The sequence below is a fragment of the Agromyces sp. NSFZ genome (assembly GCF_056156205.1).
The window spans coordinates 1,254,510-1,279,582 of record NZ_CM149585.1 but is presented as its reverse complement, the minus strand read 5'-3'; the positions used below and the strand labels follow the sequence as shown (position 1 = coordinate 1,279,582).

The 25,073-nt window shown below is 70.7% G+C and carries 21 protein-coding genes; 15 read left to right on the top strand and 6 right to left on the bottom strand.

Translation table 11 applies throughout. The features are described 5' to 3' along the window. Positions 1–2 precede the first annotated feature (2 nt). From ACVFI9_RS06030 to ACVFI9_RS06020, 3 genes are all read right to left on the bottom strand, one after another. Positions 3–791 carry a 3-hydroxyacyl-CoA dehydrogenase gene (locus ACVFI9_RS06030; RefSeq protein ID WP_474765142.1) on the bottom strand — a complete coding sequence of 263 codons (789 nt, stop codon included), beginning with the start codon at positions 789–791 and terminating at the stop codon, positions 3–5. 89 nt (positions 792–880) lie between these two features. Then, positions 881–2,056, bottom strand: coding sequence for a thiolase family protein (locus ACVFI9_RS06025; RefSeq protein WP_474765141.1), 1,176 nt, complete (start codon positions 2,054–2,056; stop codon positions 881–883). Between the two features lie 39 nt (positions 2,057–2,095). Further along, on the bottom strand, positions 2,096–3,556 hold the full coding sequence (locus ACVFI9_RS06020) for a glyceraldehyde-3-phosphate dehydrogenase (protein ID WP_474766187.1): 1,461 nt from the start codon (positions 3,554–3,556) through the stop codon (positions 2,096–2,098). 223 nt (positions 3,557–3,779) lie between these two features. Between ACVFI9_RS06020 and ACVFI9_RS06015 the strand changes: the two genes are divergently transcribed. From ACVFI9_RS06015 to ACVFI9_RS06000, 4 genes are all read left to right on the top strand, one after another. Further along, the gene (locus ACVFI9_RS06015; protein WP_474765140.1) at positions 3,780–4,532 is read left to right on the top strand and encodes an IclR family transcriptional regulator; all 753 of its coding nucleotides are present in this window, start codon (positions 3,780–3,782) and stop codon (positions 4,530–4,532) included. 139 nt (positions 4,533–4,671) lie between these two features. After that, positions 4,672–4,836 carry a hypothetical protein gene (locus ACVFI9_RS06010; protein ID WP_474765139.1) on the top strand — a complete coding sequence of 55 codons (165 nt, stop codon included), beginning with the start codon at positions 4,672–4,674 and terminating at the stop codon, positions 4,834–4,836. Between the two features lie 111 nt (positions 4,837–4,947). Then, positions 4,948–6,381, top strand: coding sequence for an aldehyde dehydrogenase family protein (locus tag ACVFI9_RS06005; RefSeq protein WP_474765138.1), 1,434 nt, complete (start codon positions 4,948–4,950; stop codon positions 6,379–6,381). Between the two features lie 206 nt (positions 6,382–6,587). Beyond that, complete coding sequence (locus tag ACVFI9_RS06000) at positions 6,588–8,240, top strand: thiamine pyrophosphate-binding protein (protein WP_474765137.1); 1,653 nt, start codon at positions 6,588–6,590, stop codon at positions 8,238–8,240. A 154-nt stretch (positions 8,241–8,394) separates the two neighbouring features. Here ACVFI9_RS06000 and ACVFI9_RS05995 read toward each other — a convergent pair whose 3' ends face one another. Next, on the bottom strand, positions 8,395–9,774 hold the full coding sequence (locus ACVFI9_RS05995) for an MFS transporter (RefSeq protein WP_474765136.1): 1,380 nt from the start codon (positions 9,772–9,774) through the stop codon (positions 8,395–8,397). Between the two features lie 157 nt (positions 9,775–9,931). Here ACVFI9_RS05995 and hpaH point away from each other — a divergent pair, with 157 nt between their 5' ends. The 9 genes from hpaH to ACVFI9_RS05950 all read left to right on the top strand — a co-directional run bounded on the left by hpaH (position 9,932) and on the right by ACVFI9_RS05950 (position 19,569). Then, complete coding sequence (gene hpaH, locus ACVFI9_RS05990) at positions 9,932–10,717, top strand: 2-oxo-hept-4-ene-1,7-dioate hydratase (RefSeq protein ID WP_474765135.1); 786 nt, start codon at positions 9,932–9,934, stop codon at positions 10,715–10,717. Beyond that, the gene (locus ACVFI9_RS05985; protein ID WP_474765134.1) at positions 10,702–11,541 is read left to right on the top strand and encodes an HpcH/HpaI aldolase family protein; all 840 of its coding nucleotides are present in this window, start codon (positions 10,702–10,704) and stop codon (positions 11,539–11,541) included. The genes hpaH and ACVFI9_RS05985 overlap by 16 nt, the downstream gene beginning before the upstream one ends. Positions 11,542–11,606: 65 nt before the next feature. After that, positions 11,607–13,163: a fumarylacetoacetate hydrolase family protein gene (locus ACVFI9_RS05980; RefSeq protein ID WP_474765133.1), complete on the top strand. Its 1,557-nt coding sequence runs from the start codon at positions 11,607–11,609 to the stop codon at positions 13,161–13,163. Beyond that, positions 13,160–13,876 (top strand): GntR family transcriptional regulator, encoded by a 717-nt coding sequence (locus tag ACVFI9_RS05975; RefSeq protein WP_474765132.1) that lies wholly within the window; start codon positions 13,160–13,162, stop codon positions 13,874–13,876. The genes ACVFI9_RS05980 and ACVFI9_RS05975 overlap by 4 nt, the downstream gene beginning before the upstream one ends. 19 nt (positions 13,877–13,895) lie before the next feature. Then, positions 13,896–15,431: a 5-carboxymethyl-2-hydroxymuconate semialdehyde dehydrogenase gene (gene hpaE, locus ACVFI9_RS05970; protein ID WP_474765131.1), complete on the top strand. Its 1,536-nt coding sequence runs from the start codon at positions 13,896–13,898 to the stop codon at positions 15,429–15,431. Between the two features lie 74 nt (positions 15,432–15,505). Next, positions 15,506–16,672 (top strand): 3,4-dihydroxyphenylacetate 2,3-dioxygenase, encoded by a 1,167-nt coding sequence (hpaD, locus tag ACVFI9_RS05965; protein WP_474765130.1) that lies wholly within the window; start codon positions 15,506–15,508, stop codon positions 16,670–16,672. Positions 16,673–16,840: 168 nt separating this feature from the next. Further along, the gene (locus ACVFI9_RS05960; RefSeq protein ID WP_474765129.1) at positions 16,841–18,046 is read left to right on the top strand and encodes an NAD(P)/FAD-dependent oxidoreductase; all 1,206 of its coding nucleotides are present in this window, start codon (positions 16,841–16,843) and stop codon (positions 18,044–18,046) included. Next, positions 18,043–18,927, top strand: a complete 885-nt coding sequence (locus ACVFI9_RS05955; RefSeq protein ID WP_474765128.1) for a glycosyltransferase family 2 protein — start codon at positions 18,043–18,045, stop codon at positions 18,925–18,927. Before ACVFI9_RS05960 ends, ACVFI9_RS05955 begins: the two co-directional genes overlap by 4 nt. A gap of 54 nt (positions 18,928–18,981) precedes the next feature. Beyond that, positions 18,982–19,569, top strand: a complete 588-nt coding sequence (locus tag ACVFI9_RS05950) for a TetR/AcrR family transcriptional regulator (RefSeq protein WP_474765127.1) — start codon at positions 18,982–18,984, stop codon at positions 19,567–19,569. An 84-nt stretch (positions 19,570–19,653) separates the two neighbouring features. Here ACVFI9_RS05950 and ACVFI9_RS05945 read toward each other — a convergent pair whose 3' ends face one another. Continuing rightward, entirely contained in the window at positions 19,654–21,702 is a 2,049-nt protein-coding gene (locus ACVFI9_RS05945) for a primary-amine oxidase (RefSeq protein ID WP_474765126.1), read from the bottom strand. A 72-nt stretch (positions 21,703–21,774) separates the two neighbouring features. Between ACVFI9_RS05945 and ACVFI9_RS05940 the strand changes: the two genes are divergently transcribed. Continuing rightward, a complete protein-coding gene (locus tag ACVFI9_RS05940; RefSeq protein WP_474765125.1) occupies positions 21,775–22,326 on the top strand; it encodes a hypothetical protein in 552 nt (183 codons plus the stop codon). A 15-nt stretch (positions 22,327–22,341) separates the two neighbouring features. Here ACVFI9_RS05940 and ACVFI9_RS05935 read toward each other — a convergent pair whose 3' ends face one another. Next, a complete protein-coding gene (locus ACVFI9_RS05935) occupies positions 22,342–23,877 on the bottom strand; it encodes an APC family permease (protein ID WP_474765124.1) in 1,536 nt (511 codons plus the stop codon). Positions 23,878–24,095: 218 nt separating this feature from the next. Here ACVFI9_RS05935 and ACVFI9_RS05930 point away from each other — a divergent pair, with 218 nt between their 5' ends. After that, the gene (locus tag ACVFI9_RS05930) at positions 24,096–25,064 is read left to right on the top strand and encodes an AraC-like ligand-binding domain-containing protein (protein WP_474765123.1); all 969 of its coding nucleotides are present in this window, start codon (positions 24,096–24,098) and stop codon (positions 25,062–25,064) included. The last annotated feature ends 9 nt before the right edge of the window (positions 25,065–25,073 follow it).

Below are 25,073 nucleotides of genomic sequence, written 5' to 3'. Positions count from 1 at the left end.
GCCTACTTCGGCTGCATCCGGATCGCCCCGTCGAGACGGATGGTCTCCCCGTTCAGCATCGGATTCGCGATGATCGAGCGGACGAGCGCCGCGTACTCCGTGGGGTGGCCGAGCCGCGACGGATGCGGCACCTGCGCCTCGAGCGAAGCGCGCACGTCCTCGGGCATGCCGGCCATCATGGGCGTCTCGAAGATGCCGGGAGCGATCGTCATGACGCGAATGAGCAGCTTCGACAGGTCGCGCGCGATCGGCAGGGTCATCCCGACCACGCCGCCCTTCGATGCCGAGTAGGCGGCCTGCCCGATCTGCCCGTCGAACGCCGCGACGGAGGCGGTGTTGATGATCACGCCGCGCTCGGCGGTCTCGGGCCCGCCCGGCACCTGCCCGCGCACGGGCTCCGTCGCCGCCATCGCGGTGGCCGCGAGTCGGATCACGTTGAACGTGCCGATGAGATTCACTCGGATGGTGCGCTCGAACGCATCGAGCGGCGCGGGCCCGTCGCGTCCGACCGTGCGGTTCGCGGTGACGATGCCGGCGCAGTTCACGGCGACGCGGAGCGGTGCCAGCGCGGATGCCGCGTCCACGGCGGCCTGCACCTGCGATGCGTCGGCGACATCCGCCCCGACGAAGGTCGCACGGTCGCCGAGCTCGGCCGCGGCCTCCTCGCCGCGAGGGCCGGGCAGGTCGACGAGGACGACGGATGCCCCGCCCTCGAGGAGTGCGCGAGCGGTCGCCCTGCCGAGGCCGGATGCCCCGCCCGTGACGATCGCGGAGGTGCCGTCGAGTTCCATGTGCGTCCTTTCGTCGTTGCTCGCCCGCTGCGCCTGTCGAAGCGGGCATTCCGGTTCGGCCCGCTTCGACCGGCTCGGCGAGCCGTTGCTCAGAGGCGCTCGATGACGGTGGCGTTGGCCATGCCGCCGCCCTCGCACATCGTCTGCAGGCCGAGCCGGCCTCCGGTGGCCTCGAGCTGATTGACCAGTGTCGTGAGCAGGCGCGTGCCACTCGAGCCGAGCGCGTGGCCGAGGGCGATGGCGCCGCCGCGCGGGTTGAGCTTCGCGGCATCCGCCCCGGTCTCGCGGAGCCACGCGAGCGGCACCGACGCGAACGCCTCGTTGACCTCGTAGGCGTCGATGTCGTCGTGCACGAGCCCGGCTCGCGCGAGCACCTTCTCGGTCGCCGGGATGACGCCGGTGAGCATGTACAGCGGGTCGCTGCCGACCACCGAGAATGCACGGAACCGCGCACGCGGCTCGAGGCCGAGCTTCTCGGCGGCGTCGGCGCTCATGATGAGGGCCGCGGATGCCCCGTCGGTGAGCGGTGACGAATTGCCGGGCGTGACCCGCCAGTCGAGCTCGGGGAACCGCTCGGCGAGCGCGTCGCTGCGGAACGCCGGGCCCAGTCCGGCCAGCGATTCGACGGTCGTGGCCGGACGCACGGTCTCGTCGACGAGCGAGTCCACGCCGGGCACCGGCACGACCTCGGTGGCGAAGGCACCCGACTCCCCCGCCGCTGCCGCGAGCCGGTGCGAGCGTGCCGAGAACTCGTCGAGCTCCTCGCGCGAGAACCCCCACTTCGCCGCGATGAGCTCGGCCGAGACGCCCTGGTTCACGAGCCCCTCGGGATAGCGGGTGCGCAGCCGCGAGCCGTACGGGTCGGCGCCTGCCGCGCTCGAGCCGAGCGGCACCCGGCTCATCGACTCGACCCCGCACGCGACCACGATGTCGGCGTGCCCGGCGAGCACCGCCTGGGCCGCGAACGTCGCCGCCTGCTGGCTCGATCCGCACTGCCGGTCGATCGTCGTGCCCGGCACCGACTCGGGGAAGCCCGCCGCCAGCACCGCGTTGCGGGTGATGTTGTAGCTCTGCTCGCCGATCTGGCTGACGCATCCGCCGATCACGTCGTCGACGAGCGCGGGATCCAGGTCGTTGCGCGTGACGAGGGCGTCGAGGACGCCCGCGAGGAGGTCGACCGGATGGACGCCCGACAGCAGCCCACCGGGCTTGCCGCGCCCGACGGGCGTGCGGATGACGTCGACGATGACGGCTTCGGTGCTCATGGGTTCCAGCCTACGGCCGACCGAGACCCGTCTTCGCCGCTACTCCACCAGCGAGGAGACGGGCTCCACCTCGCGCTCCAGCACCACGGGCGCGCGTTCGGGGAGCACGAGCGGGTGCGTGCCGGCCATCGCCTCGATGACGCGCACGACCTGGCAGCTGTAGCCGTACTCGTTGTCGTACCAGACGTAGAGCACGGCGTCGGTGCCGTCGGCGATGGTGGCGAGGCCGTCGACGATGCCGGCTCGGTTGGAGCCGACGAAGTCGGTGGAGACCACCTCGGGCGACTCGATGTAGTCGACCTGCTGGCGCAGCGGCGACGTGAGCGAGACCTGGCGGAGGTACCGGTTGAGCTCGGTCTTCGTGGTGGGCCGCTCGAGCTGCAGGTTCAGGATCGCGAGCGACACGTCGGGGGTGGGCACCCGGATCGCCGAGCCGGTGAGCCTGCCGGCGAGCTCGGGAAGCGCCTTGGCGACGGCCTTCGCGGCGCCGGTCTCGGTGATGACCATGTTCAGCGCGGCGGAGCGGCCGCGGCGGTCGCCCTTGTGGAAGTTGTCGATCAGGTTCTGGTCGTTGGTGTACGAGTGCACGGTCTCGACGTGGCCGCGCACGACGCCGTAGGCGTCGTTGACGGCCTTCAGCACCGGGGTGATCGCGTTCGTCGTGCAGGACGCCGCAGAGAGGATGGGGTCGGCGTCGGTGATGTCGCCGTGGTTGATGCCGTGCACGATGTTCTTCAGCGCGCCCTTGCCGGGTGCGGTGAGCAGCACGCGGGACACGCCCTTGGCCTGCAGGTGCTGGCCGAGGCCCTCCTCGTCGCGCCAGCGGCCGGTGTTGTCGACGACGATCGCGTCCTCGATGCCGTACTGCGTGTAGTCGACGGTGGCCGGGTCGTTCGAGTAGATGACCTGGATGAGCGTGCCGTTGGCGAGGATGGTGTTCGCCTCCTCGTCGACCTCGATGGTGCCCTGGAACGGGCCGTGCACCGAGTCGCGGCGCAGCAGGCTGGCCCGCTTCACGAGGTCGTTCTCGGCGCCCTTGCGCACTACGATCGCGCGCAGTCGCAGGCCCTCGCCGTGTCCGGCGTGCGCGATGAGGATGCGGGCGAGGAGCCGCCCGATGCGTCCGAAGCCGTAGAGCACGACGTCGGTGCCCTTCCCGGGCTCCGCGTCGGGGTCGACGAGCACCGGCGCGAGCTCGCTGCGCAGGAAGTCGACGAGCGGCACCTGCTCGCCCGTCGCCCGGTACCGGGAGACGAGGCGCGCCACGTCGACCGACGCCGGACCCGGCGCGAGTTCGCGCAGCGCCTCGAGCACGCGCATCGTATCGGCGAGGGGGAGCTCCTCGTCGCCCGCCTGACGCGCGAATCGATGCGCCTTCAGCAGTTCGATCGCCGAACGGTTGATCAGTCGCCGACCGTGGATCGAGGTCACCACCCCGTGCTCTCGGTAGAGGCCGCCGATCAGCGGGATCATCCGCTCGGCCAGCTCCTCTCGGGCGATCCATTCCTCGCGTCGGGCGTCGAACTCGTGGGTCACGTGGTTCCTCCTCGACCGAGCGCGCCTGGCGACATCGGCCTCGTCTGGTTGTGGGGGATGCTTCGATTGTACGGAACGGCGGATGCCGCGCCGGCCATGCACGGTTGCAGGCGACCAGCGGTCATTCTATTATCGAACATCCAGTTCCATTATTGATCCTGCTTCTGCAGTCCGCCGGAAGGACCCCATGACCGTCGATGAGGAGCGAGCCGTGGCGGTGACCACGCCGGCGGAGAAGGGACCGTACTCGCAGACCCTCTCCCGGGGCATCCGGATCCTCGAGGTGCTCGCCGAGGCCGACGGTCCGCTCACCATCGCCGAACTCGCCGCCGCCATGGGCGTGCACCGTTCGATCGTCTACCGGCTGCTGCGCACCCTCGAAGACCACGGGCTCGTGGGGCGGACCGCAGCGGGCAGCATCGAGCTCGGCGCACGGCTCGCGGCGCTCGCTCGGAGCGTCTCGCGCGACCTCCAGTCGGCCGCGCTCCCCGAGCTCACGGCCGCCGCGAACGAGCTGGGCATGACGGCGTTCGTCGGCATCCTCGACCACGGCGAGGTGGTGACGCTCGTGAGCGTCGAGCCCAGGCACGCGCATGCGACGGTCGCACAGCGGCCGGGGACGCGCCACTCGCTCGCCGTCGGCGCACCCGGCGTCGCGATCCAGACGCTCCTCACCCGCGACCAGCGCCGTCGCGCGCTTCCCCCGGGGTTCGAGCTCGAACTCGCCGACGAGCGCGTCACCGAAGCGCATGAGCGCGGCTACGCCGTGAGTCGCGACGAGGTCATTCCCGGCATGGCCTCCGTCGCGGTGCCGCTCGCGGTGCCCGGCCAGCCGCTCGCGGCCGTGGCCGTGGTGTACATCGGCATGCCGGCCGAGCTCGACGCGATCGGCGCGCGACTCGATCGCGCCGCCCGCGCCGTGCGCGCCGAGCTGAGCTGACGCGGGTCACGGCGCCATAGCGGAGAATCGACACGCCACGCAAGCGGTGGACAGCCGGGGGGTTCCGTGGTCGAGTGGCCACATGATCCACTCCTGCGAACCCGCAGGAACGAAGGATCAACCGTCGAAGGGAAGATCCGTGAACATCCTCCTGATCATCGTCGCCATCATCGCCGTCATCCTGCTCTTCACGGGCGGGTTCGTCGAGTCGCTCCAGTTCCTGCTGTGGGTCGGCATCATCCTGCTCGTCATCGCGGTCATCGTGTGGCTGGTCCGGATGATGTCGGGAAGCCGTCGAGTCTGACCCGACGGGCGCCGCTTCGTGCGCGGTGGGTCAAGCCCACCGCGCCGACGGGCAAGGCCGCTGTCTCACGGCTGCCTAGCGTTGGAGTCCCAGACTCAACGTGGAGGAGCTATGGACAGCCCAACCCCAGTCCTCGAGGAGGCCTACGCCGGCCTCCTCGCCGAGATCACGCCTGACGGCGGCGAGCGCCGCGAGATCCTCGACCCCGCGACCGGCGAGGTCGTCGGGCACGCGCCCGTGCACACCTTGGACGACCTCGAGCACGCGGTCGCCGCGGCCAAGGCCGCGCAGCCCGCATGGGCCGCGCTGGGCCATGCGGGGCGCAGCGAGCTCATGATGCAGGCTGCGGACGCCATCGACGCCAACGCCGAGAGCCTGGCGCGCATCCTCTCCCGCGAGCAGGGCAAGCCGCTCAACGGCCTCAATGCGCGCTTCGAGGTGGGCGGCGCGTCGGGCTGGATGCGGGCCGCCGCGGCGACGCCCCTGGACTCCGAAGTGGTCTTCGACGACGGGCAGACGCGCGCCGAGCTGCACTACCGCCCGATCGGCGTGGTGGGCGCGATCGGACCTTGGAACTGGCCGCAGATGATCACCGTCTGGCAGATCGCGCCCGCACTCCGCATGGGCAACACCGTGGTGATCAAGCCCTCGGAGTACACGCCCCTGAGCGTGATCGCGCTCGTCGCCGTGATCAACGAGGTGCTTCCCGAGGGCGTCGTGAACCTCGTCTCGGGCGGCCGGGAGGTCGGCGCCGCGTTGTCGAGCCACCCCCACGTCGGCAAGGTCATGTTCACCGGTTCGACGGCGACGGGCAAGGCGATCATCCGCAGCTCCGCCGACACCGTGAAGCGACTCACCCTCGAGCTCGGCGGCAACGACGCCGGCATCGTGCTGCCCGACGTCGACGCGAAGGCGATCGCCGAGGGCGTCTTCTGGGGCGCGTTCATCAACACGGGGCAGACGTGCGCCGCCCTCAAGCGCCTCTACGTGCACGACGACGTCTACGACGCGGTCTGCGAGGCGCTCGTCGAGGTCGCGAGCAACGTGCCGATGGGTGTCGGCATCGAGGAGCAGAACGTGCTCGGACCGCTGCAGAACAGGCAGCAGTTCGACATCGTCGACCGCCTCGTGGAGTCGGCGAAGGCGTCGGGGGCGCGCGTGCTGCTCGGCGGCGAGCCCGACCGCGACCAGCCGGGCTACTTCTACCCGACGACGCTCGTCGCCGACATCGAGAACGACAACCCGCTCGTCGCCGAGGAGCAGTTCGGCCCGGCGCTGCCGATCATCCGCTACCGCGACATCGAGGAGGCCATCGAGATGGCCAACGGCCTCGAAGTGGGCCTCGGCGCCTCGGTGTGGTCGGGCGATCGCGAACGTGCGCGCGAGATCGCCGCGCGCATCGAGGCGGGCACGGTGTGGATCAACTCGCACGGCGGGGTGCACCCGATGGTGCCGTTCGGCGGCGCGAAGCAGTCGGGCTACGGCTTGGAGTTCGGCGTCGAGGGGCTGAAGGCGCTCGGCGTGCCGCAGGTCGTCAACGGCTGAGCGAGTGTGCATGAACGGCGGCCGGGACGGGGTGGAGGCCCCGGCCCGACCGCCGTTCGCATACCTGCGGAGCCGGTAGACTCGTGACGTCCAGGCGCCTGCGAGCGCCGGTGCTCGAAAAATGGGCACGAAGCCGAGCCGCCACGAGCGGGCTCGTGCGAGACACATACGGACTCCCACTCCGTCACCGTCTCGAAGGACTTCGCATGGCCTCGGTCTCCGCGCACGTCGCGCACGCCCTCTCCACCCGCATCGATCACGTCTTCGGCGTCATGGGCAACGGCAACGCCGCCCTCCTCGACGCCCTCGATCGCACCTCGACCCGCTACACCGCGCTGCGGCACGAGGCGGGCGGGGTCGTGGCCGCCGACGCGCACCACCGCGCCTCGGGCCGGCTCGCCGCGGCGACGGCGACGTACGGAGCCGGCTTCACCAATGCGCTCACCGCCCTCGCGGAGTCGGCTCAGGCGAGGGTCCCGGTCGTGCTCGTCGTCGGCGACGCGCCGACCACGGGTGTTCGGGCCTGGGACGTCGACCAGCCGGCGATGGCGGCCGCCGCGGGTGTCACGACGTTCACGGTGGACCGGGCGGATGCCGCAGCCACGACCATTCGGGCGATCGAGCACGCACTCGCGCATCGCACCGCCGTCGTGCTCGCCATTCCGTACGACCTCGCCACGGCCGACGCCGGGGAGCTCACGCCCGCCGCCGAGCTTCCGGCCGCCGCACTCCCGGCGCCGCTGGAGCCCGACGCAGCACGGCTGGACGCGGTGGCGGACCTCCTCGGCGGCGCCCGCAGGCCGTTCCTCCTCGCCGGTCGCGGTGCGTGGCTCGCGGGGGCGGGTGAAGCCCTCGGACGGCTCGCCGACCTGACCGGCGCGGTGACCGCGTCGACCGCGCTCGCGCGCGGCATCTTCCCCGACACGCGGTTCGACCTCGGCGTCACCGGCGGCTTCGGCCAGGAGGACGCGATGGCGCTCGTGCACGAGGCCGACGTCGCGGTCGTCTTCGGGGCAGGGCTCAACCAATTCACGATGCGCTTCGGGCAGTTGTTCGCGCCCGGCACGCGGGTCGTGCAGGTCGACCTCGCGGCGGAGGCGACGAACCCGGTCGTCACCGATTTCGTGCCGGGCGACGCGCGGCTCGCGGCATCCGGGATCGCGGAACGCCTGGAGCGCTCGGGCACGACGCCGAGCGGATGGCGCGAGTCCGTCGACTTCGGCCCGCTGCGGCAGCTCCACCCCGGCGACGACGTCGCCCCCGACGGGCGGCTCGACCCGCGCCGGGTCGCGGCACGCCTCGGCGAGCTGCTGCCCGAGGACCGCGTCGTCGTCTCCGACGGCGGACACTTCATCGGCTGGGCGAACATGTACTGGCCGGTGGCGTCGCCCGACCGCATGCTCATGGTCGGCACCGCGTTCCAGTCGATCGGGTTCGGGCTGCCGAGCGTTCCGGGCGCGGCCATGGCGAAGCCCGACGCGGCCATCGTCCTGACGACGGGCGACGGCGGCGGCCTGATGGCGCTCGCCGACCTCGAGAGCGCCGTGCGCACCGCGGGCGGCCGTGGCATCGCCGTGGTGTGGAACGACGCCGCCTACGGCGCGGAGGTGAACCTCTACGGGCTGAAGGGCTACGCCGAGGCGCCCATGCTCATTCCCGAGGTCGACTTCGCGGCCCTCGCGGCGGCCGTCGGCGCCGAGGGGGTCGTGGTGCGCGAGCTCGCCGACCTCGACCGGCTCGCCGCCTGGTCGGCCGAGCCGGTCGACGAGCGGCGGTTCCTGCTGCTCGACTGCCGCATCTCGGGGCGCGTGATCGCGCCGTACCAGCACGAGGTCATCGCGGTCAACCGCGGCCGCTGACGCGGCGTCGCACGTTTCCGTTCCCGCGCCGCGCGGCCGCCCCGGCGGGCACGCCGTGCGGGAACGGAAACACGATGCGGGCCGAGCACGACGACGGGGGCGGATGCCGCGTGCTCGCGACATCCGCCCCCGTACTCGGTTCGGCAGGACCGGACTACTTCTCCCAGACGAAGTGGCGTCGCGACTGCTCGGCCTCGGCGTCGGGACCGAGCGGGATGCCCGTGCGGTCGCGGAGCATCAGGGTCGCGGCGAAGGCGATCACCATGACGGCCGCGATGTAGAACGCCACCGAGGTCGCGGTGCCGGTCGACTGCACCAGCCACGCGGCGATGGTCGGCGCGAAGGCACCGCCGAGGATCGCACCGATCGCGTAGGTGATCGACACGCCCGAGTAGCGGATGGAGGCGGGGAACAGCTCCGTGAAGTACGCCGCCTGCTGGCCGTAGGTGAAGCCGTTGCCGATCGCGAAGAGCGAGACGCCGGCGAAGAGCAGCCACGGGTTGCCCGTGTCGGTGAGCGGGAACAGCAGGAACACCGTCGCGAGGAACGCGATCCAGCCGATGATGTACGTGTTCCGGCGTCCGATGCGGTCGGAGACGATGCCCGCGGCGAAGGTCGCGATGAGCCAGACGATCGAGGCGCCGGCCACCGCGAGCAGCACGGGCGTGCGCTCCATGCCGACGTGTCCGCCGTCTGCGATGGGCATGGTGGCGTAGTTCTGCAGGTAGCCGCCCGTGGTCATGTAGCCCGCGGCGTTGTTGCCCGCGAAGGTGAGCGCGGCCAGCAGCACGAGCAGCCAGTGCTTGCGGAACAGCGTCAGGATCGGGGTCTTCGCCTTCTCCTTCTTGGCGGCGATCTCCTGGAAGACGGGGCTCTCGTCGACCGCGCGGCGCACGATGATGCCCACGATGATGAGGATGAAGCTCAGCAGGAACGGAATGCGCCATCCCCACTCGAGGAACGCGTCGCCGGGTGAGATGACGCCGGTCATCAGCGCCAGGACGCCCGAGGCGAGGAGGAGCCCGATCGGCACGCCGATCTGGGGGAACGCGCCGTAGCGGCCGCGCTTGCCGTCGGGTGCGTGCTCCACGGCCATGAGCACGGCGCCGCCCCACTCGCCACCGGTCGAGAGACCCTGCAGGATGCGGAGCAGGATGAGCAGCACGGGCGCGGCGACGCCGATCTGCTGGTAGGTCGGCAGGACGCCGATGAGGGTGGTCGCGGCACCCATGAGGATGAGCGTGACGACGAGCATCGCCTTGCGGCCGATCTTGTCGCCGAAGTGACCGGCGAGGAACGCGCCGAGCGGGCGGAACAGGAAGCTGACCCCGACCGTGGCGAACGAGAGGATCGTGGCGAACTGCGGGCCGGCGGGCGCGAAGAACAGGGACCCGAAGACGAGGCCGGCGGCGCTCGCGTACAGGAAGAAGTCGTACCACTCGATGGTGGTGCCGATCACGGTGGCGAAGGCGACGCGGCGGAGCTCGCGTTGCCTGGCCTGGCTGGTTGGTGCGGTGGTGGACGCCGTCGTCATGGCGCGTCGACTCCTCTGTCGTGTCGCTGGGTGGGTGTTCCGTCCGGGAGCCGGGCGGGGTTTCGAGCTATCATATATGATTTCAAATACCAAGTCTGACACCCGGATCGAATACGATCAGGAACGTCCCTCCTCGACAACGAAGTGGAGCCCCGGATTGCTCGATCCAGCACGCATCGCGGAGATCGCCGACGAACTCGTCGCCGCCGATCGCGACCGATCCACCGTCCCCCTCCTCACCGCGCGCAACCCCGACATGACGGTCGAGGACGCCTACGCCGTGCAGCGGCTCTGGGCCGACCGGCGCGCCGCGCAGGGCGCGCGTCTCGTCGGCCGCAAGATCGGCCTCACCTCGAAGGTCATGCAGGTCGCCACGGGCATCACCGAGCCCGACTACGGCGTGATCTTCGACGACATGGTGTTCGAGTCCGGTGCGAGCGTCGAGTTCGACCGATTCTCGAACGTGCGCATCGAGGTGGAACTCGCGTTCGTGCTCGCGAAGCCGCTCACGGGCCCGAACACGACGATCTTCGACGTGCTGGATGCCACGGCCTACGTCGTGCCGGCCCTCGAGATCCTGAACTCGCACATCGAGATGGCCGGTCGCACGATCGTGGACACCATCTCCGACAACGCGGCCATGGGCGCCATGGTCGTCGGCGGCAACCCCGTGAAGGGCGACGCCGTCGACCTGCGCTGGATCTCCGCCCTGCTCTACCGCAACCAGACGATCGAGGAGTCGGGCGTCGCCGCGGCCGTCCTCGGCCACCCGGCCATGGGGGTCGCCTGGCTCGCGAACAAGCTCTCGCAGCACGGGCAGTCGCTCGGCGCCGGAGAGATCATCCTCGCCGGCTCGTTCACCCGCCCGATGTGGGTGGAGCGCGGCGACACGGTGCACGCCGACTACGGACAGCTGGGAGCCATCACATGCCGGTTCGAATGACCCTTCCGCCGACGTTCGCCGAGCGGCTCGCGACCTCCGAACGCGCGCTGGCCGGCATGTGGGTGTGCTCCGGGAGCCCGCTCATCGCCGAGATCGCGGCGGGCAGCGGCCTCGACTGGCTGCTCATCGACGGCGAGCATTCCCCCAACTCGCTCGAGTCGATCCTCGCCCAACTGCAGGCCATCGCGGCGTACCCGGCGACGCCGCTCGTCCGGCCGCCCTACGGCGACGTCGTCACGATCAAGCAGTACCTCGACCTCGGCGTGCAGAACCTGCTCGTGCCCATGGTGGACTCGGCCGAGCACGCCGCCGAGATGGTGCGCGCCGTGCGGTATCCGCCCGCCGGCGTGCGCGGCGTGGGCAGTGCCCTGGCGCGCGCGTCGCGCTGGAACCGGGTGCCCGACTACCTCGCGGATGCCGCGGGCACGATCTCGTTGACGGTGCAGATCGAGACGGTCGCCGCGGTCGAGCACGTCGAGGAGATCCTGGCCGTCGACGGCGTCGACGCGATCTTCATCGGCCCGTCCGACCTCGCCGCCTCGATGGGGCTGCTCGGGCAACAGGAGCACCCCGATGTGGTCGCCGCGGCCGAGCACTGCATCCGCGCGGCCGCCGCGGCCGGCAAGCCCGCGGGCGTGAACGCGTTCGCCCCGGCGGTGGCCGATCGCTACTTCGCCGCCGGGGCCTCGTTCGTGCTCGTCGGGGCGGATGTCGCGATGCTCGCGCGCGCCTCGGAGGCGCTCGCCGACCGCTTCATCGGGTCGGCTGCCGGGGACGGCACCGGCCAGGACGAGGTCCTCCAGCCCCCGCGCGCCAGCTACTGAACCGCGGGCTTCCATCGTGCGGCAGGATCGTATATGATTTCAGATACAACGAGACGAGGATGTCCATGACCACCACCGACGAGATCGCCGCCCCCGGCAAGATCATCGCCGTGCATCTCAACTACCGGTCGCGTGCCGAGCAGCGCGGCCGTACGCCCGCCGCGCCGAGCTACTTCCTGAAGCCGGCCTCGTCGGTCGCGGCATCCGGCAGCACGCTCGAACGCCCCTCCGACACCGAACTGCTCGCCTTCGAGGGCGAGATCGCGCTCGTCATCGGCGAGCCGGCCCGCCGCGTCTCCCCCGACGACGGCTGGAAGCACGTGGCCTCCGTCACCGCCGCGAACGACTTCGGACTCTACGACCTGCGCGCCGCCGACAAGGGCTCGAACGTGCGCTCGAAGGGCGGCGACGGGTTCACCCCGCTCGGGCCCGCACTGATCCCCGCGGCATCCGTCGACCCGGCCGGCCTCCGCGTTCGCACCTGGGTGAACGGCGCACTCGTGCAGGACGACACGAGCGACACGCTGCTCTTCCCCTTCGGCCAGCTGATCGCGGACCTCTCGCAGCTGATGACCCTCGAGACGGGCGACGTCATCCTCACGGGCACGCCCGCCGGATCGTCGGTCGTCGTGCCCGGCGACGTCGTCGAGGTCGAGGTGGATGCCCCGGATGCCCCCGGCACGCCGTCGACGGGCCGACTCGTCACCACCGTCACCGAGGGCACCGCGCCGTTCGGCGACTTCGGCACGAAGCCATCGGTCGACGACCTGCAGCGCGAGGAGGCGTGGGGCTCACGGGAGGCGGCCGGCTTGGCTCCGCTCGCTGAGCCTGTCGAAGCGAGCCCTTCGACAGGCTCAGGGACCCCTTCGACCGGCTCAGGGACCGACGTGTTCGAGCTCACCGACGAGCTTCGCGCCCGCTTCGCGGGAGTCGCCGTCGCGACGCTCTCGGTCGCGCTCCGCAAGCGCGGCTACCACGACATCTTCATCGAGGGGGTCTCGGCGAACCACGAGGGCGACCGCATCGTCGGGCGCGCCAGGACCCTCCGCTTCATCCCGTTCCGGCCCGACCTCTTCGCCTCGCACGGCGGCGGCTTCAACGCCCAGAAGCGCGCATTCGACGCCGTCGAGCCCGGCGAGGTGCTCGTGGTCGAGGCTCGTGGCGAGCGCGGCACGGGCACCGTCGGCGACGTGCTCGCCCTGCGTGCCCAGGTGCGCGGCGCCGCGGGCATCGTGACCGACGGCGGCGTGCGCGACTTCGACGCCGTGCGCGGCTTCGAGATCCCCGTCTTCTCGCAGGGCGCGCACCCCTCGGTGCTGGGCCGCCGGCACGTGCCGTGGGAGACCGACGTGACGATCGCCTGCGGCGGCGCCGCCGTGCAGCCCGGCGACGTCATCGTGGGCGACGGCGACGGCGTGATCGTGATCCCGCCCGCGCTCGTCGAGGAGGTGCTCGCCGAGGCCGAGACGCAGGACCGGGAGGACGCGTGGGTGGCCGAGCAGGTCGCCGCCGGGGCATCCGTCGACGGACTGTTCCCCATGAACGCCGAGTGGCGCGCCCGCTACGAGGCGGCCCTTCGACAGGCTCAGGGACCGACGAAGGCACAGGGAGCCACCTCATGACGCCCACGAGCAAGTCGCAGCAGGCCTACGAGTACCTGCGCGCCCGCATCGACGACGGCCGCTACGTGCCGGGGTACCGGCTCGTGCTGGGCCAGATCGCACGCGAGCTCGACGTCTCGGTCGTGCCCGTGCGCGAGGCGATCCGCCGACTCGAGGCCGAGGGGTACGTCACGTTCGAGCGCAACGTGGGCGCGCAGGTCGCGCTCATCAAGGAGACCGAGTACCTGCACACCATGCAGACGCTCTCGATCGTCGAGGGCGCGGCGACGTCGCTGTCGGCGCCGTACCTCACCGCCGAGCAGTTGCAGGAGGCGCGGCGGATCAACGAGCGGATGCGCCGGCTCCTCGACGACTTCGATCCGCACCGCTTCACGGAGCTCAACATCCAGTTCCACGCGGCGCTCTACGAGGCGTGCCCGAACCCGCACATCCTCGACCTCGTGCACCGCGGCTGGAACCGCCTGAAGCTCCTGCGCGACACGTCGTTCAGCTTCGTGCCCGGACGCGCCGCGGAGTCGGTCGCCGAGCACGAGCGCATCGTCGAGCTCATCGAGTCGGGCGCCGAGCCGCTCGAGATCGAGCTCGCCGCGCGTGCCCACCGCACCGCCACCCTCGACGCCGTGCTGGCCTTCGCGGCCGAGCACAAGCATCCCGCCCCGGCACCGGCCGGCGCGCCGGCCGCCGAGCCGGTGCTCGCCTCCACCACCGACTGACCCACCGAACGAGGAAACCATGACGCATCACGTCCCCGAAGGACTCCCCGACCGCATCCGCCACTACATCGACGGCGAGTTCGTCGACTCGATCGGCGGCGAGACGTTCGACGTGCTCGACCCCGTGTCGAACGAGACCTACGTGCAGGCCGCGGCCGGCCAGAAGGCCGACATCGACCGTGCGGTCGCCGCCGCGAAGCGGGCGTTCCGAGAGGGCCCGTGGCCGAAGATGCTGCCGCGCGAGCGCTCGCGCGTGCTGCACCGCATCGCCGACATCGTCGAGTCGCGCGACGCGCAGCTCGCCGAGCTGGAGTCGTTCGACTCGGGCCTGCCGATCACCCAGGCGCTCGGCCAGGCGCGCCGCGCGGCGGAGAACTTCCGGTTCTTCGCCGACCTGATCGTCGCGCAGGCCGACGACACCTACAAGGTGCCCGGTCGCCAGATCAACTACGTGAACCGCAAGCCGATCGGCGTCGCCGGCCTCATCACGCCGTGGAACACGCCGTTCATGCTCGAGTCGTGGAAGCTCGGCCCCGCACTCGCCACCGGCAACACCGTGGTACTGAAGCCGGCCGAGTTCACGCCGCTCTCGGCGTCGCTGTGGGCCGGGATCTTCGAGGAGGCCGGGCTGCCCAAGGGCGTCTTCAACCTCGTCAACGGCCTCGGCGAGGAGGCGGGCGACGCGCTGGTGAAGCATCCGGATGTCCCGCTCATCTCGTTCACGGGCGAGAGCCGCACCGGGCAGATCATCTTCGGCAACGCCGCGCCGTTCCTCAAGGGCCTCTCGATGGAGCTCGGCGGCAAGAGCCCCGCCGTGGTCTTCGCCGACGCCGACCTCGACGCGGCCGTGGATGCCACCATCTTCGGCGTGTTCTCGCTGAACGGCGAGCGCTGCACGGCCGGCAGCCGCATCCTCGTCGAGCGTGCGATATACGACGAGTTCGTCGAGAAGTACGCCGCGCAGGCGAAGCGCGTCATCGTGGGCGACCCGCACGACCCCGAGACCGAGGTCGGCGCGCTCGTGCACCCCGAGCACTACGAGAAGGTCATGAGCTACGTCGAGATCGGCAAGACCGAGGGCCGCCTCGTCGCCGGCGGCGGTCGCCCCGATGGCTTCCCCACGGGCAACTACGTGGCGCCGACGGTGTTCGCGGACGTCCCGAAGGACGCCCGCATCTTCCAGGAGGAGATCTTCGGCCCGGTCGTCGCGATCACGCCCTTCGACTCCGACGAGGAGGCGCTCGAGCTCGCCAACGGCGTGAAGTACGGCCTCGCCGCCTACATCTGGACCAACGACCTCAAGCGCGCGCACAACTTCTCGCAGGCCGTCGAGGCGGGCATGGTGTGGCTGAACTCGAACAACGTCCGCGACCTGCGCACGCCCTTCGGCGGCGTCAAGGCCTCGGGCCTCGGCCACGAGGGCGGCTACCGCTCGATCGACTTCTACACCGACCAGCAGGCCGTGCACATCACCCTCGGTGCCGTGCACAACCCGACGTTCGGCAAGCAGGAGCACCACGACGAGACCGACCTCGACGACCCGGACCCCCGCTGAGCCCTTCGACAGGCTCAGGGACCGGCCCGAGACATCCGATTCACCGACCACCACCACCAGGCAAGGACGCTCACATGACCGCCAAGGAAGACAAGACCCTCACCTCCTCGGGCTTCTACGTTTCGCAGGAGGCCCCCATCCACACCGACAACCCGATCCCGACGCCCTCGGCGCCGGCGCCCGACATCCTGCGCTGTGCGTACATGGAGCTCGTCGTCACCGACCTCGCCCGCTCGCGCGCGTTCTACGTCGACGTGCTCGGGCTCACCGTGACCGAGGAGGACGAGAACACCGTCTACCTCCGCTCGCTCGAGGAGTTCATCCACCACAACCTCGTGCTGCGCAAGGGCCCGGTCGCGGCGGTCGCCGCGTTCTCGTACCGCGTGCGCACGCCTGAAGACCTCGACAAGGCCGTCGCCTTCTACGAGGAGCTCGGATGCCGCGTCGAGCGCCGCGCCGAGGGCTTCACGAAGGGCATCGGCGAGTCGGTGCGCGTCGAGGACCCGCTGGGCTTCCCCTACGAGTTCTTCCACGACGTCGAGCACGTCGAGCGCCTCGCCTGGCGCTACGACCTCTACACGCCGGGCGCGCTCGTGCGGCTCGACCACTTCAACCAGGTCACGCCCGACGTGCCCCGCGCGACGAAGTTCATGCAGGACCTCGGCTTCCGCGTCACCGAGGACATCCAGGACGACGAGGGCACCGTGTACGCCGCGTGGATGCGCCGCAAGCCCACCGTGCACGACACCGCGATGACCGGTGGCGACGGACCCCGCATGCACCACGTCGCGTTCTCGACGCACGAGAAGCACAACATCCTCGCCATCTGCGACAAGCTCGGCGCGCTGCGCCAGAGCGACCGCATCGAACGCGGCCCCGGCCGCCACGGCGTCTCGAACGCGTTCTACCTGTACCTGCGCGACCCCGACGGGCACCGCGTCGAGATCTACACGCAGGACTACTACACGGGCGACCCCGACAACCCCGTGGTCACCTGGGACGTGCACGACAACCAGCGCCGCGACTGGTGGGGCAACCCGGTCGTGCCCTCGTGGTACACCGAGGCCTCGCTCGTGCTCGACCTCGACGGCAACCCGAAGGAGGTCGTCGCCCGCACCGACGCCAGCGAGATGGCCGTCACCATCGGTGCCGACGGATTCTCGTACACGCGCGCCGGCGAGGGCGAGGACTCCATGCCCGAGTGGAAGCAGGGCGAGTACAAGCTCGGCCACCAGCTCTGACCCCCGCTCGGGAGGCGCGCATCGTGCCTCCCGGGCACCGGCGGCAGACTACAGTGCTGCCATGCCGACCGAACGAACCCCGCTCCTCCACGGAAGCGCGCGAGTCCTCGGACTCGACGGCCTCGACCGCGAGCGGGGTTCGCTCGTTCCACTCGGTGCGATCACGTCATGAGCGCGGGCCGCGTCGCCGTCCTCGGAGCGGGCATCATGGGCAGCGCCCTGGCGATCGAGCTCGCGCGCCGCGGGTTCGAGGTGACCCTCATCGACCAGGAGGCAGCGCCGATGGCGGCGACGAGTCGCTGGAACGAGGGCAAGATCCACCTCGGCTACCTCTACGGCGCCGACCCGACCCTCGCGACGGCGCAGCACATCCTCCCCGGCAGCCTGCGATTCGGCGAGCTGGCTCGGGACCTGATCGGCGGCGGCCTCGACGGGCACACGACGACGACCGACGACCTCTACCTGATCCACCGCGACTCGGTGGCCGCGCCCGGCACGCTGCGCGAACGGTTCGCGGCGATCAGCACGCTGATCCGCGAGCATCCGGACGCGCGCCGGTACCTCGTGGATGTCTCCGACGCGCACGCCATCGAGCTCACGGCCGAGGAGCTGCGCGCCCTCGCCGGGCACGACATCGTCGCCGGCTTCCGGGTGCCGGAGCGATCGGTCGATACCCGGTGGTTCGCCGACCGACTGGCCGGGGCCGCGGCATCCGAGCCGGGCATCGAACTCCGGATGGGCATGCGGGTGACCGCCGCCGAACCCGTGGACGCGATCGACGGACGGTGGCGCGTGCGCACCGCCGGCGGGTACGCGGAGGAGTTCGACCTCGTGCTGAACGCGCTGTGGGGCGGGCGACTCCCCGTGGACGTCACCGCCGGCCTCACGCCGGAACCGCCGTGGACCCATCGCTACCGGTTCTGCGTGTTCGTGCGCACCCGACGGGAGCTCGACCTGCCGAGCGCGATCGTCGCGACCGGGCCGTTCGGCGACGTGAAGAACTACGACGGCCGCGACTTCTACCTGTCGTGGTATCCCGTCGGGCTTCGCGCCGAGAGCGCCGCGCTCGAACTCGAAGCGCCGCCGCTTCCCGGCGGCTCCGACGCCGACGCCTTCGTCGAGCGCGTGCGAGCGGCGCTGCAGCGCGTCATGCCATGGACCGCGCAGGTGTTCGACGACGCGGAGTCCACGATCGTGCACGGCGGATTCGTCTTCGCGCGTGGTGCGGGGGCACTCGACGACCCCGGTTCGGGTCTGCACCGCCGCGATCGCTTCGGCGTGGCGCGACGGGGCGGGTACCTCTCCATCGACACCGGCAAGTACTCGACGGCGCCGTGGCTCGCCCGCACGATCGCGGACGAGCTCGCCGGATGAGCAAAGACGACGGGACGAGGATGACGCCGCAGCCCCACGATGCGACCCCACTGGTGACGGCGCTCGTGCCGACGTACAACGGCTCGCGATTCATCCGGCGCACGCTCGACAGCCTCGCGGCGCAGACCTGGCCGAACCTCGAGATCCTCATCGGCGACGACCGCTCGACCGACGACACCCTCGAGGTCGTGCGCCGCTTCGCGGAGCGCCACCCGAACGTGCGCATCGTCGAGCGCGAGGCGAACCTCGGATGGCTGCGCAACTCGAACGACCTGATGGCGCGCGCCCGCGGCGAGCTCATGTTCTTCGCGTTCCATGACGATGTCGTCGCTCCCATCTACGTCGAGCGCCTCGCGCAGGCACTGCTCGGGAACGAGCGCGCCGTGCTCGCGTTCAGCGACATGAACGTGCACGAGGTCGACGGACCCGGTCGCCTGCACGTGTTCGACGAGCTCGAGGGGCTGCGGTCGCCCGTCGCGCGGGGCCGCGTGATGGTGCGACGCCCCGTCAACTGGTGGGTGCCGAACCGCGGCCTCTTCCGCGCCTCGGGCTACCGGGAGGTCGGGGGCATCCATCCGAACGAGCAGGGCGAGTACTCGGCCGACTGGACCTGGCTCCTCGGGCTTTCGCTCATCGGCGAGTTCGTGCGCGTGCCCGAGCTGCTCTGCGAGAAGTACTACACGACGGGCAGCCTCTCGAAGCGCTGGCCGCACGACGAGACGCAGCTGCTCGCGCTGCGGAAGTCGGGCATCGCCGAGATCCGCCGGAGCAGCCTCGGGCCGCTCGCGAAAGCGCGCCTGACCGGTCACCTCCGGCGACGCGTGTACGGACGGCGACTGCCCGGCGGCGTGAAGCGCGCTTTCCGTCGGCTCGGCCTCTGACCGCGGCGCCGCGTATCGTTGAGGGCGATCCGACCACCTGCCGCCGAGGAGCCCATGCCGAAGATCGTCGACCATGACGAGCGTCGCCTCTCGATCGTGCATGCGACCTGGCGGCTCATCGCCGCGAAGGGCTTCCGCGCGACCACCATGCGCGAGATCGCCAAGGCCTCCGGCGTGGCGAACGGCGGCCTGTTCCCGTACTTCCGCAACAAGGAGGAGCTCATCGGGGCGACCTTCGAGCACGTCTTCACCGCGACGAACGAGCGCTTCGCGGCCGTGCGGGCCGACCTCGAGGGACTGCCCGCGCTTCGCGAGCTCATGCTGCAGATCTTCCCGCTCGACGAGGAGCGCGTGCTCGAGGCGCGCATCGTCATTCCGTTCTGGGAATATGCGGCCAACGAGCCCGAGCTTCGAGCCCTCCACGAGCGAACCATGCAGAGCTGGCACACGGAGTTCACGGCCCACCTCGACGACGCGAAGCGGCTCGGCGAGATCCGCGCCGACGTCGACGTCGCACGGGCCGCCGACCAGCTCATGGCCATGCTGAACGGCGTGCAGGTCGTCGCGGTGCTCTCGCCCGAGGGCGCGTCGCCCGAGCGGCTGATGGCCATGCTCGACGACTACTTCGCGCTGCTGCGCTGAGGCCCAAGGAACGCGTGATGTTTCCGTTCCCGCGCGAGGTTCCCCTTCTGCGGGCAACGTCGCGCGGGAACGGAAACACCGGGGTCAGCGGCCGTGCCCCGAGCAGTGGCAGGCGCCCGGCGCGCACGTGCAGCCGCCGCCGTGCCCCGAGGCATCCGTGTGGCAGGCCATGCCGAGCGACTCCGACGACGGAACGTTGAGCGTGGGGTTGCGCCCGAAGAAGCCGTACGGCTTCAGCGTGAACTTCGCGTAGTCGACGGGCATGACGGGCCAGTCCTCGACGCGCGGGAAATGCGTCGGGCCGAAGGTGTGCCAGAGCACGATGTCCTCGCCGTCGATCGAGCGGTCGGCCGCGGTGTAGCGCGGCAGCCCGTCACCGCCGGGGTTCTGGTTCACGAGGTCGCCGGCCGGGTACCGTTCGGCCTGGTCGTAGCGGGTGACCCACAGGTGCTTGCGCGTGAAGCCGGCACGCTTGGCGATGACCGACTCGGGGTCGGCCATGAGCGTCGGCGTGCCCTGCGCGAGGAGCTCGTAGGCCACGGGCTGGCCCAGCCGGTTCTGCTTCTCGGTGTTCACGATGTGCCAGGCGCGGCCCACGTTCAGGTCGGCGTCGCGCGCGCCCTCCGACTCCGTGCGCAGGCGCGTGCGCCGCTTCGTGAACGCGTTGCCGTACTCGTTGCCCTCGCCCATCGGCAGGCGCACCGCGTCGACCTCGTCGACCGCGTTGGCGACGCCGTCGACCATCATGTCGAGGCGGGCACTGAACAGGTGCTGGTGGTACGGCGCGCCGAGGCCCGGCGCGACCTCGCTCGCATAGTCCCCCGCCGACGGGTTGTAGGCCGACGTGAACAGCACGCCCGTGAGCTTCGCCTCGCACTCGATGGTGCCGTCGAGGTAGAGGTACCAGTAGAAGCCGTAGTCGTAGTTGCCGACGGTCGTGAAGAAGCTGATCACGAGCCGGCGCTGACGTCGCACCTCGTTGGAACCCGTGTAGATGTCGGTGTGCTTCCAGAGGGTGCCGTAGTCCTCCTCGTGCATGCAGATCGCGTTCGGGATGACGCGCGGGTTGCCGAGCTCGTCAGCGAGAGTCGCGTCGAAGTAGCGGATCTCGCCGAGGCAGTCGCAGCCGAGCACGAGGGAGTTGGCGTAGCGGCCGTAGACGTACTCCCCCGTGTCGAAGTAGTTCTGCCAGAAGCGCGCCGGTGACGGGTCGCCGTAGGGCACGACCATCTCGGCGATCGAGGCGCGGTAGATGATGTCGCGCTCGTCGCCGCCCTGGTCGGCGTCGACGTAGCGGATGCGGCGCAGCACGAGTCCCTCGCGCGCGTCGAACGCGATCGCGAAACGCCAGTTCGCCCACGACACCTCGTCGCCCTCGACGGTGAAGCTCGGGCCCTCGGGCTGGGTGATCGTGATCGGCTTCAGGGTGTCGAGCGCGGCGCCCTGCACCTCGGGGTCGTCGAAGTTGCCGCCCTCGGCGGGGATGTCGAAGACCTGCTCATCGACGAGCTTGAACATGCGGCCCTCGATCATGTCGACGTACGCGCACAGGCCGTCGACGGGGTGCGCCCAGCAGTGGTCCTGCTCGAACTGCTGCATGAAGGCGAGCACCCGGATGACGCGGCGGCCGCGTTCGTCGTCGAAGCCGTAGTTGCCGGCCGACAGGGGTGCGAGCGCCACCTGCTCGTGGGTGATGCCGCGCTCGGCGAGGGCCGCGTGCCACGACTCCTCGCGGCCGAGCATGTCGTAGATCGCCTCGAACTCCTGGTCGAGGATGGGCGCCTGCCCGTTGGAGCCGTCGATCTCGTCGGCGCGCACGACCTCGCGCGTGGTGAGCGAGACGCGCACGTCGTGCGAGGTGCTGCTGCCCTGGTCGAGCAGGATCGCGCGCACGATGCGGGGCAGCTCGATGCCCGCGAGCACGTCGGCCTTCGCGGGCTCGTCGACGCCGACGTAGACGAATCGGGTGGTCTCGGTCACGTGCCCGGCCTCGGCGAGGACCTCGCGGGCCGCGACGATCTCGCCGGCCGTGAGCCCGCGCAGCGGGTCGGCGCCCGCGGGTGAGGCGGATACCCCGGCTGCGGCATCGGGGACGTGCGCGTGCGTCTCATCCTGGGCAGACAACGTCGTCATGCTGAACTCCTCGTTTTTCTCTACAGGTGTTGAGTAATATAACCCGTGATCTCACGACACGGAAGTCTGGACATGGGCGAACTCGCGCACGGCACGATGCTCGTCGGCGCGCTCGCGGGAACCGCCTGCGCCGCCGCCGGCCTGCGCGGCGGGCGCGCCACCGAGCTCGCGGCCGCGGCCGTCATGCTCGTGGCCATGGTCGACATGGCGTTCATCGGGTTCCTCCCCGCCCTCGTCTGGACCGTGCTCCTGCTCGTGGCCGGCCTGGCCCTCGGCGCCCGGCTCCGCCGGTTCCGCGCCGGCGCCGGCGCCGGCCACGGTGTCCGCGAGGAACACGGGTCGCTCTCGCGCGAACTGCACCGCGCCCTGGCCTTCATCGTGGGCGCGTGGGCGTTCACGGGAGCCGCGGGCGCGGGCGCGGGCGCATCCGGCCACCACCATTCCGCCGCAGGCGGTGTCACGTTCGTCGCGGCGGTCGTCGCGATGACCCTGTTCGGCGGATGGCTCGCCCTGAGCCATTTCCGCCGAGGACGCGGTCACCGGCTCCACGCCGCCGAGGCGGCGAGCACGACCGTCATGCTCGCCGCCATGGCGTTGCCGGCACTGCTGCCGGCGCTCGGCTGAACGGCGTGACCGCGGTCAGATGCCGCGGCGCTGCGGCTCGACCTCGACGGCGGCCGCCTCGGCCTCCTCGATGCCGTGCCCGATGCGCTCGTACAGCTCGGGATCGCGCTTGCGGATCGCGAAGCCCCAGACCACGCCGAGGATGCCCGGCACGATGAGCAGCGCCGGCAGCACGAACGTCACCGCGGTCGTCTCGGCCTGGCCGAGCAGCACGTTGAAGTTCAGCACGATGAGCACGAAGACGGCGAACAGCACCACGGCCGAGATGGCGGGGGCGATGAGCGTCGGCCAGGCGCTGAGGCCCCGGCGGTCGCGGCGGAAGAACCCGATCACCGCGATCGCGATGATGCACATGAGCAGCACGAGCCCCATCGCACCGGTGTTCGTGAGCCACGTGAACATCGTGAGCACCGGGTAGAGGAACTCGACCGGGGCGAAGTCGTTCTTCAGGCCCATGCCCTCGCCCGCGATGACGAAGCCGATGGTCACGACGACCGCGATGACGCTCTGCGTCACCGAGCCGGCCCACGGTGCCCGCGACACGGTGCGCACCGATCCGAGCCCGCGGTGCAGCACGCCTTCGCGACCGAGGGAGAACAGGTACCGCGCCACGGCGTTGTGGAACGACTGCAGGGCCGCGAACAGGCTCGTGAGGAACAGCACCTGCATGAGGTCGCTGATGATGACCGGCGCGTGCTCGTTCATGAACACGAACATGAGGTCGGGGCCGTACGTCTGCGACGCCTCGACGATCTGCGAGGGTCCGACGCCGACGGTGAACGCCCACGCGCTGAAGGCGTAGAAGACGCCGATGATGGCGACGGCCGCGTAGGTGGCGCGGGCGACGGTGCGCTTCGGGTCCTTCGACTCCTCGCCATAGATCGCGGCGGACTCGAAGCCCATGAACGCGGCGATCCCGAAGGACAGCACCGCACCGATGCCCGGCACGAAGAAGTTCGCCGGATCGATGCCCGCCGTGCTCACGCCCTCGGGCGCCGCGACGAACGAGACCACGTCGAACACGATGACCGCGAGGAACTCGAGGGCCACGAGGGTGCCGAGCACCTTCGCCGAGAGGTCGACGCGGTTCACGCCGAGGATCCCGACGACCACGATGCAGGCGAGGATCCACACCCACCACGGGGTGACGAGGCCGAACTTCGCCTCGAGGAACATCGACAGCTGGAATCCGAAGAGCCCGTAGATGCCGACCTGCATGGCGTTGTACGCGACCAGGGCGACGAGCGAGGCGCCGACGCCGAACGGCCGGCCGATGCCCTGCGCGATGTAGGCGTAGAACGCGCCGGCGTTGGTGACGTAGCGGCTCATCGCGGCGTAGCCCACCGCGAACACGGCGAGCGCGGCGGCCAGCACGATGAATCCGACGGGCACGCCGATGACACCGGTCACGGCGAAGGTCGTGGTGACGCCGCCGGCGACGACGGTGAGGGGCGCGGAGGCCGCGATGATCATGAGGGTGACGGATGGCACGCCCAATCGGCGGTGACTGAGCTCACCGGTTGCGGGCGACGTCGTCGGCGCTGAGGTCATGGCAGGGGTTCCCTTTGTCTCGACGGGGGCGAGCCTCGGTGGCATCGCCCGATTCGGCCCATGCTCGTGGAACGGCCGATTCGCGGGTTGTCCGAGAGCGTACGTCAGTTGACCGCGACTGCAGGACTCCGCTGTCATTCTTGCCGCAACAAGCGTAGAGTTTCCGTCACGTGCGACGGCGACGGTGCCGTCGCGCCCAGTGAGAGACGAGGTGACCCGTGCCCCAGGTCCTCCGAAGGTCCGCCCCCGAGATCGACACGTCCGCGCTTCCGCTCGACTTCGCGCAGTTCAGCACGCTCGTGTCGCAGTCGTTCGTGCCGTTGCGCGTGCAATCCGACCGCACCGACCCGTTCCGCGGCGACATCCGCGTGTCGGGCACCGACGAGGTCCACCTCTCGGTCGTCACGGCCGACCCGCATGAGATCCAGCGCACGCCCGAGCTGGTGGCGCGCAAGGAGAGCCGGTTCTTCAAGCTCGGGCTCCAGCTCTCGGGCACCGGGCTGCTGATCCAGGGCAACCGCGAGGCCGTGCTGCGGCCCGGGGATCTCACCATCTACGACACGAACTCGCCGTACTCGCTCGTGTTCGAGGAGCGCTTCAGCACCGTGGTGCTCATGGTGCCGCACCGGCTCATCGAGCTGCCGACCGATGCGCTGTGCGGCATGACCGCGACGACGGTGCCCGGACAGCACGGCCTCGGACGCGTCGTCGCGCGCTTCCTCGGCGACCTCGCCGAGGAGCTCGACCAGCTGGAGGGGCCCGTCGGCGGCCGGCTCGCACGCAACGCCGTCGACCTCGTGACGACCATGTACGCCCAGGAGCTCGACGTCACCCGCGATGCCGACAAGCCGCACCGTCCCATGCTCCGGCGCGTGCAGTCGTACATCGACGACCACCTCTCGTCGCCCGAGCTCAGCCCGTCGACCATCGCGGCCGCGCACTTCATCTCGACGCGCCACCTGCACGCGATCTTCCACGAGGACGGGCTCACCGTCTCGAGCTGGATCCGCTCCCGCCGTCTCGACCGTTGCCGGCGCGAGCTCGGCGACCCGCTCTCGGCGCACCGACCCGTCAGCCAGGTCGCCATACGGTGGGGGTTCACGGATGCCGCGCACTTCAGCCGCGCATTCCGTGCCGAGTTCGGCGAGCCGCCCACCGCGGTGCGCGCCCGGGCGCTGGCGGCCTGACGCCCAGCC

Bases quoted from the DNA above. Each gene is read 5' to 3' on its own strand.
- ACVFI9_RS06030 (WP_474765142.1), bottom strand. From the start codon at position 791: ATGGAACTCGACGGCACCTCCGCGATCGTCACGGGCGGGGCATCCGGC.
- ACVFI9_RS06025 (WP_474765141.1), bottom strand. From the start codon at position 2,056: ATGAGCACCGAAGCCGTCATCGTCGACGTCATCCGCACGCCCGTCGGG.
- ACVFI9_RS06015 (WP_474765140.1), top strand. From the start codon at position 3,780: ATGACCGTCGATGAGGAGCGAGCCGTGGCGGTGACCACGCCGGCGGAG.
- ACVFI9_RS06005 (WP_474765138.1), top strand. From the start codon at position 4,948: ATGGACAGCCCAACCCCAGTCCTCGAGGAGGCCTACGCCGGCCTCCTC.
- ACVFI9_RS06000 (WP_474765137.1), top strand. From the start codon at position 6,588: ATGGCCTCGGTCTCCGCGCACGTCGCGCACGCCCTCTCCACCCGCATC.
- ACVFI9_RS05995 (WP_474765136.1), bottom strand. From the start codon at position 9,774: ATGACGACGGCGTCCACCACCGCACCAACCAGCCAGGCCAGGCAACGC.
- ACVFI9_RS05985 (WP_474765134.1), top strand. From the start codon at position 10,702: ATGCCGGTTCGAATGACCCTTCCGCCGACGTTCGCCGAGCGGCTCGCG.
- ACVFI9_RS05980 (WP_474765133.1), top strand. From the start codon at position 11,607: ATGACCACCACCGACGAGATCGCCGCCCCCGGCAAGATCATCGCCGTG.
- ACVFI9_RS05975 (WP_474765132.1), top strand. From the start codon at position 13,160: ATGACGCCCACGAGCAAGTCGCAGCAGGCCTACGAGTACCTGCGCGCC.
- hpaE (WP_474765131.1), top strand. From the start codon at position 13,896: ATGACGCATCACGTCCCCGAAGGACTCCCCGACCGCATCCGCCACTAC.
- hpaD (WP_474765130.1), top strand. From the start codon at position 15,506: ATGACCGCCAAGGAAGACAAGACCCTCACCTCCTCGGGCTTCTACGTT.
- ACVFI9_RS05960 (WP_474765129.1), top strand. From the start codon at position 16,841: ATGAGCGCGGGCCGCGTCGCCGTCCTCGGAGCGGGCATCATGGGCAGC.
- ACVFI9_RS05955 (WP_474765128.1), top strand. From the start codon at position 18,043: ATGAGCAAAGACGACGGGACGAGGATGACGCCGCAGCCCCACGATGCG.
- ACVFI9_RS05950 (WP_474765127.1), top strand. From the start codon at position 18,982: ATGCCGAAGATCGTCGACCATGACGAGCGTCGCCTCTCGATCGTGCAT.
- ACVFI9_RS05945 (WP_474765126.1), bottom strand. From the start codon at position 21,702: ATGACGACGTTGTCTGCCCAGGATGAGACGCACGCGCACGTCCCCGAT.
- ACVFI9_RS05940 (WP_474765125.1), top strand. From the start codon at position 21,775: ATGGGCGAACTCGCGCACGGCACGATGCTCGTCGGCGCGCTCGCGGGA.
- ACVFI9_RS05935 (WP_474765124.1), bottom strand. From the start codon at position 23,877: ATGACCTCAGCGCCGACGACGTCGCCCGCAACCGGTGAGCTCAGTCAC.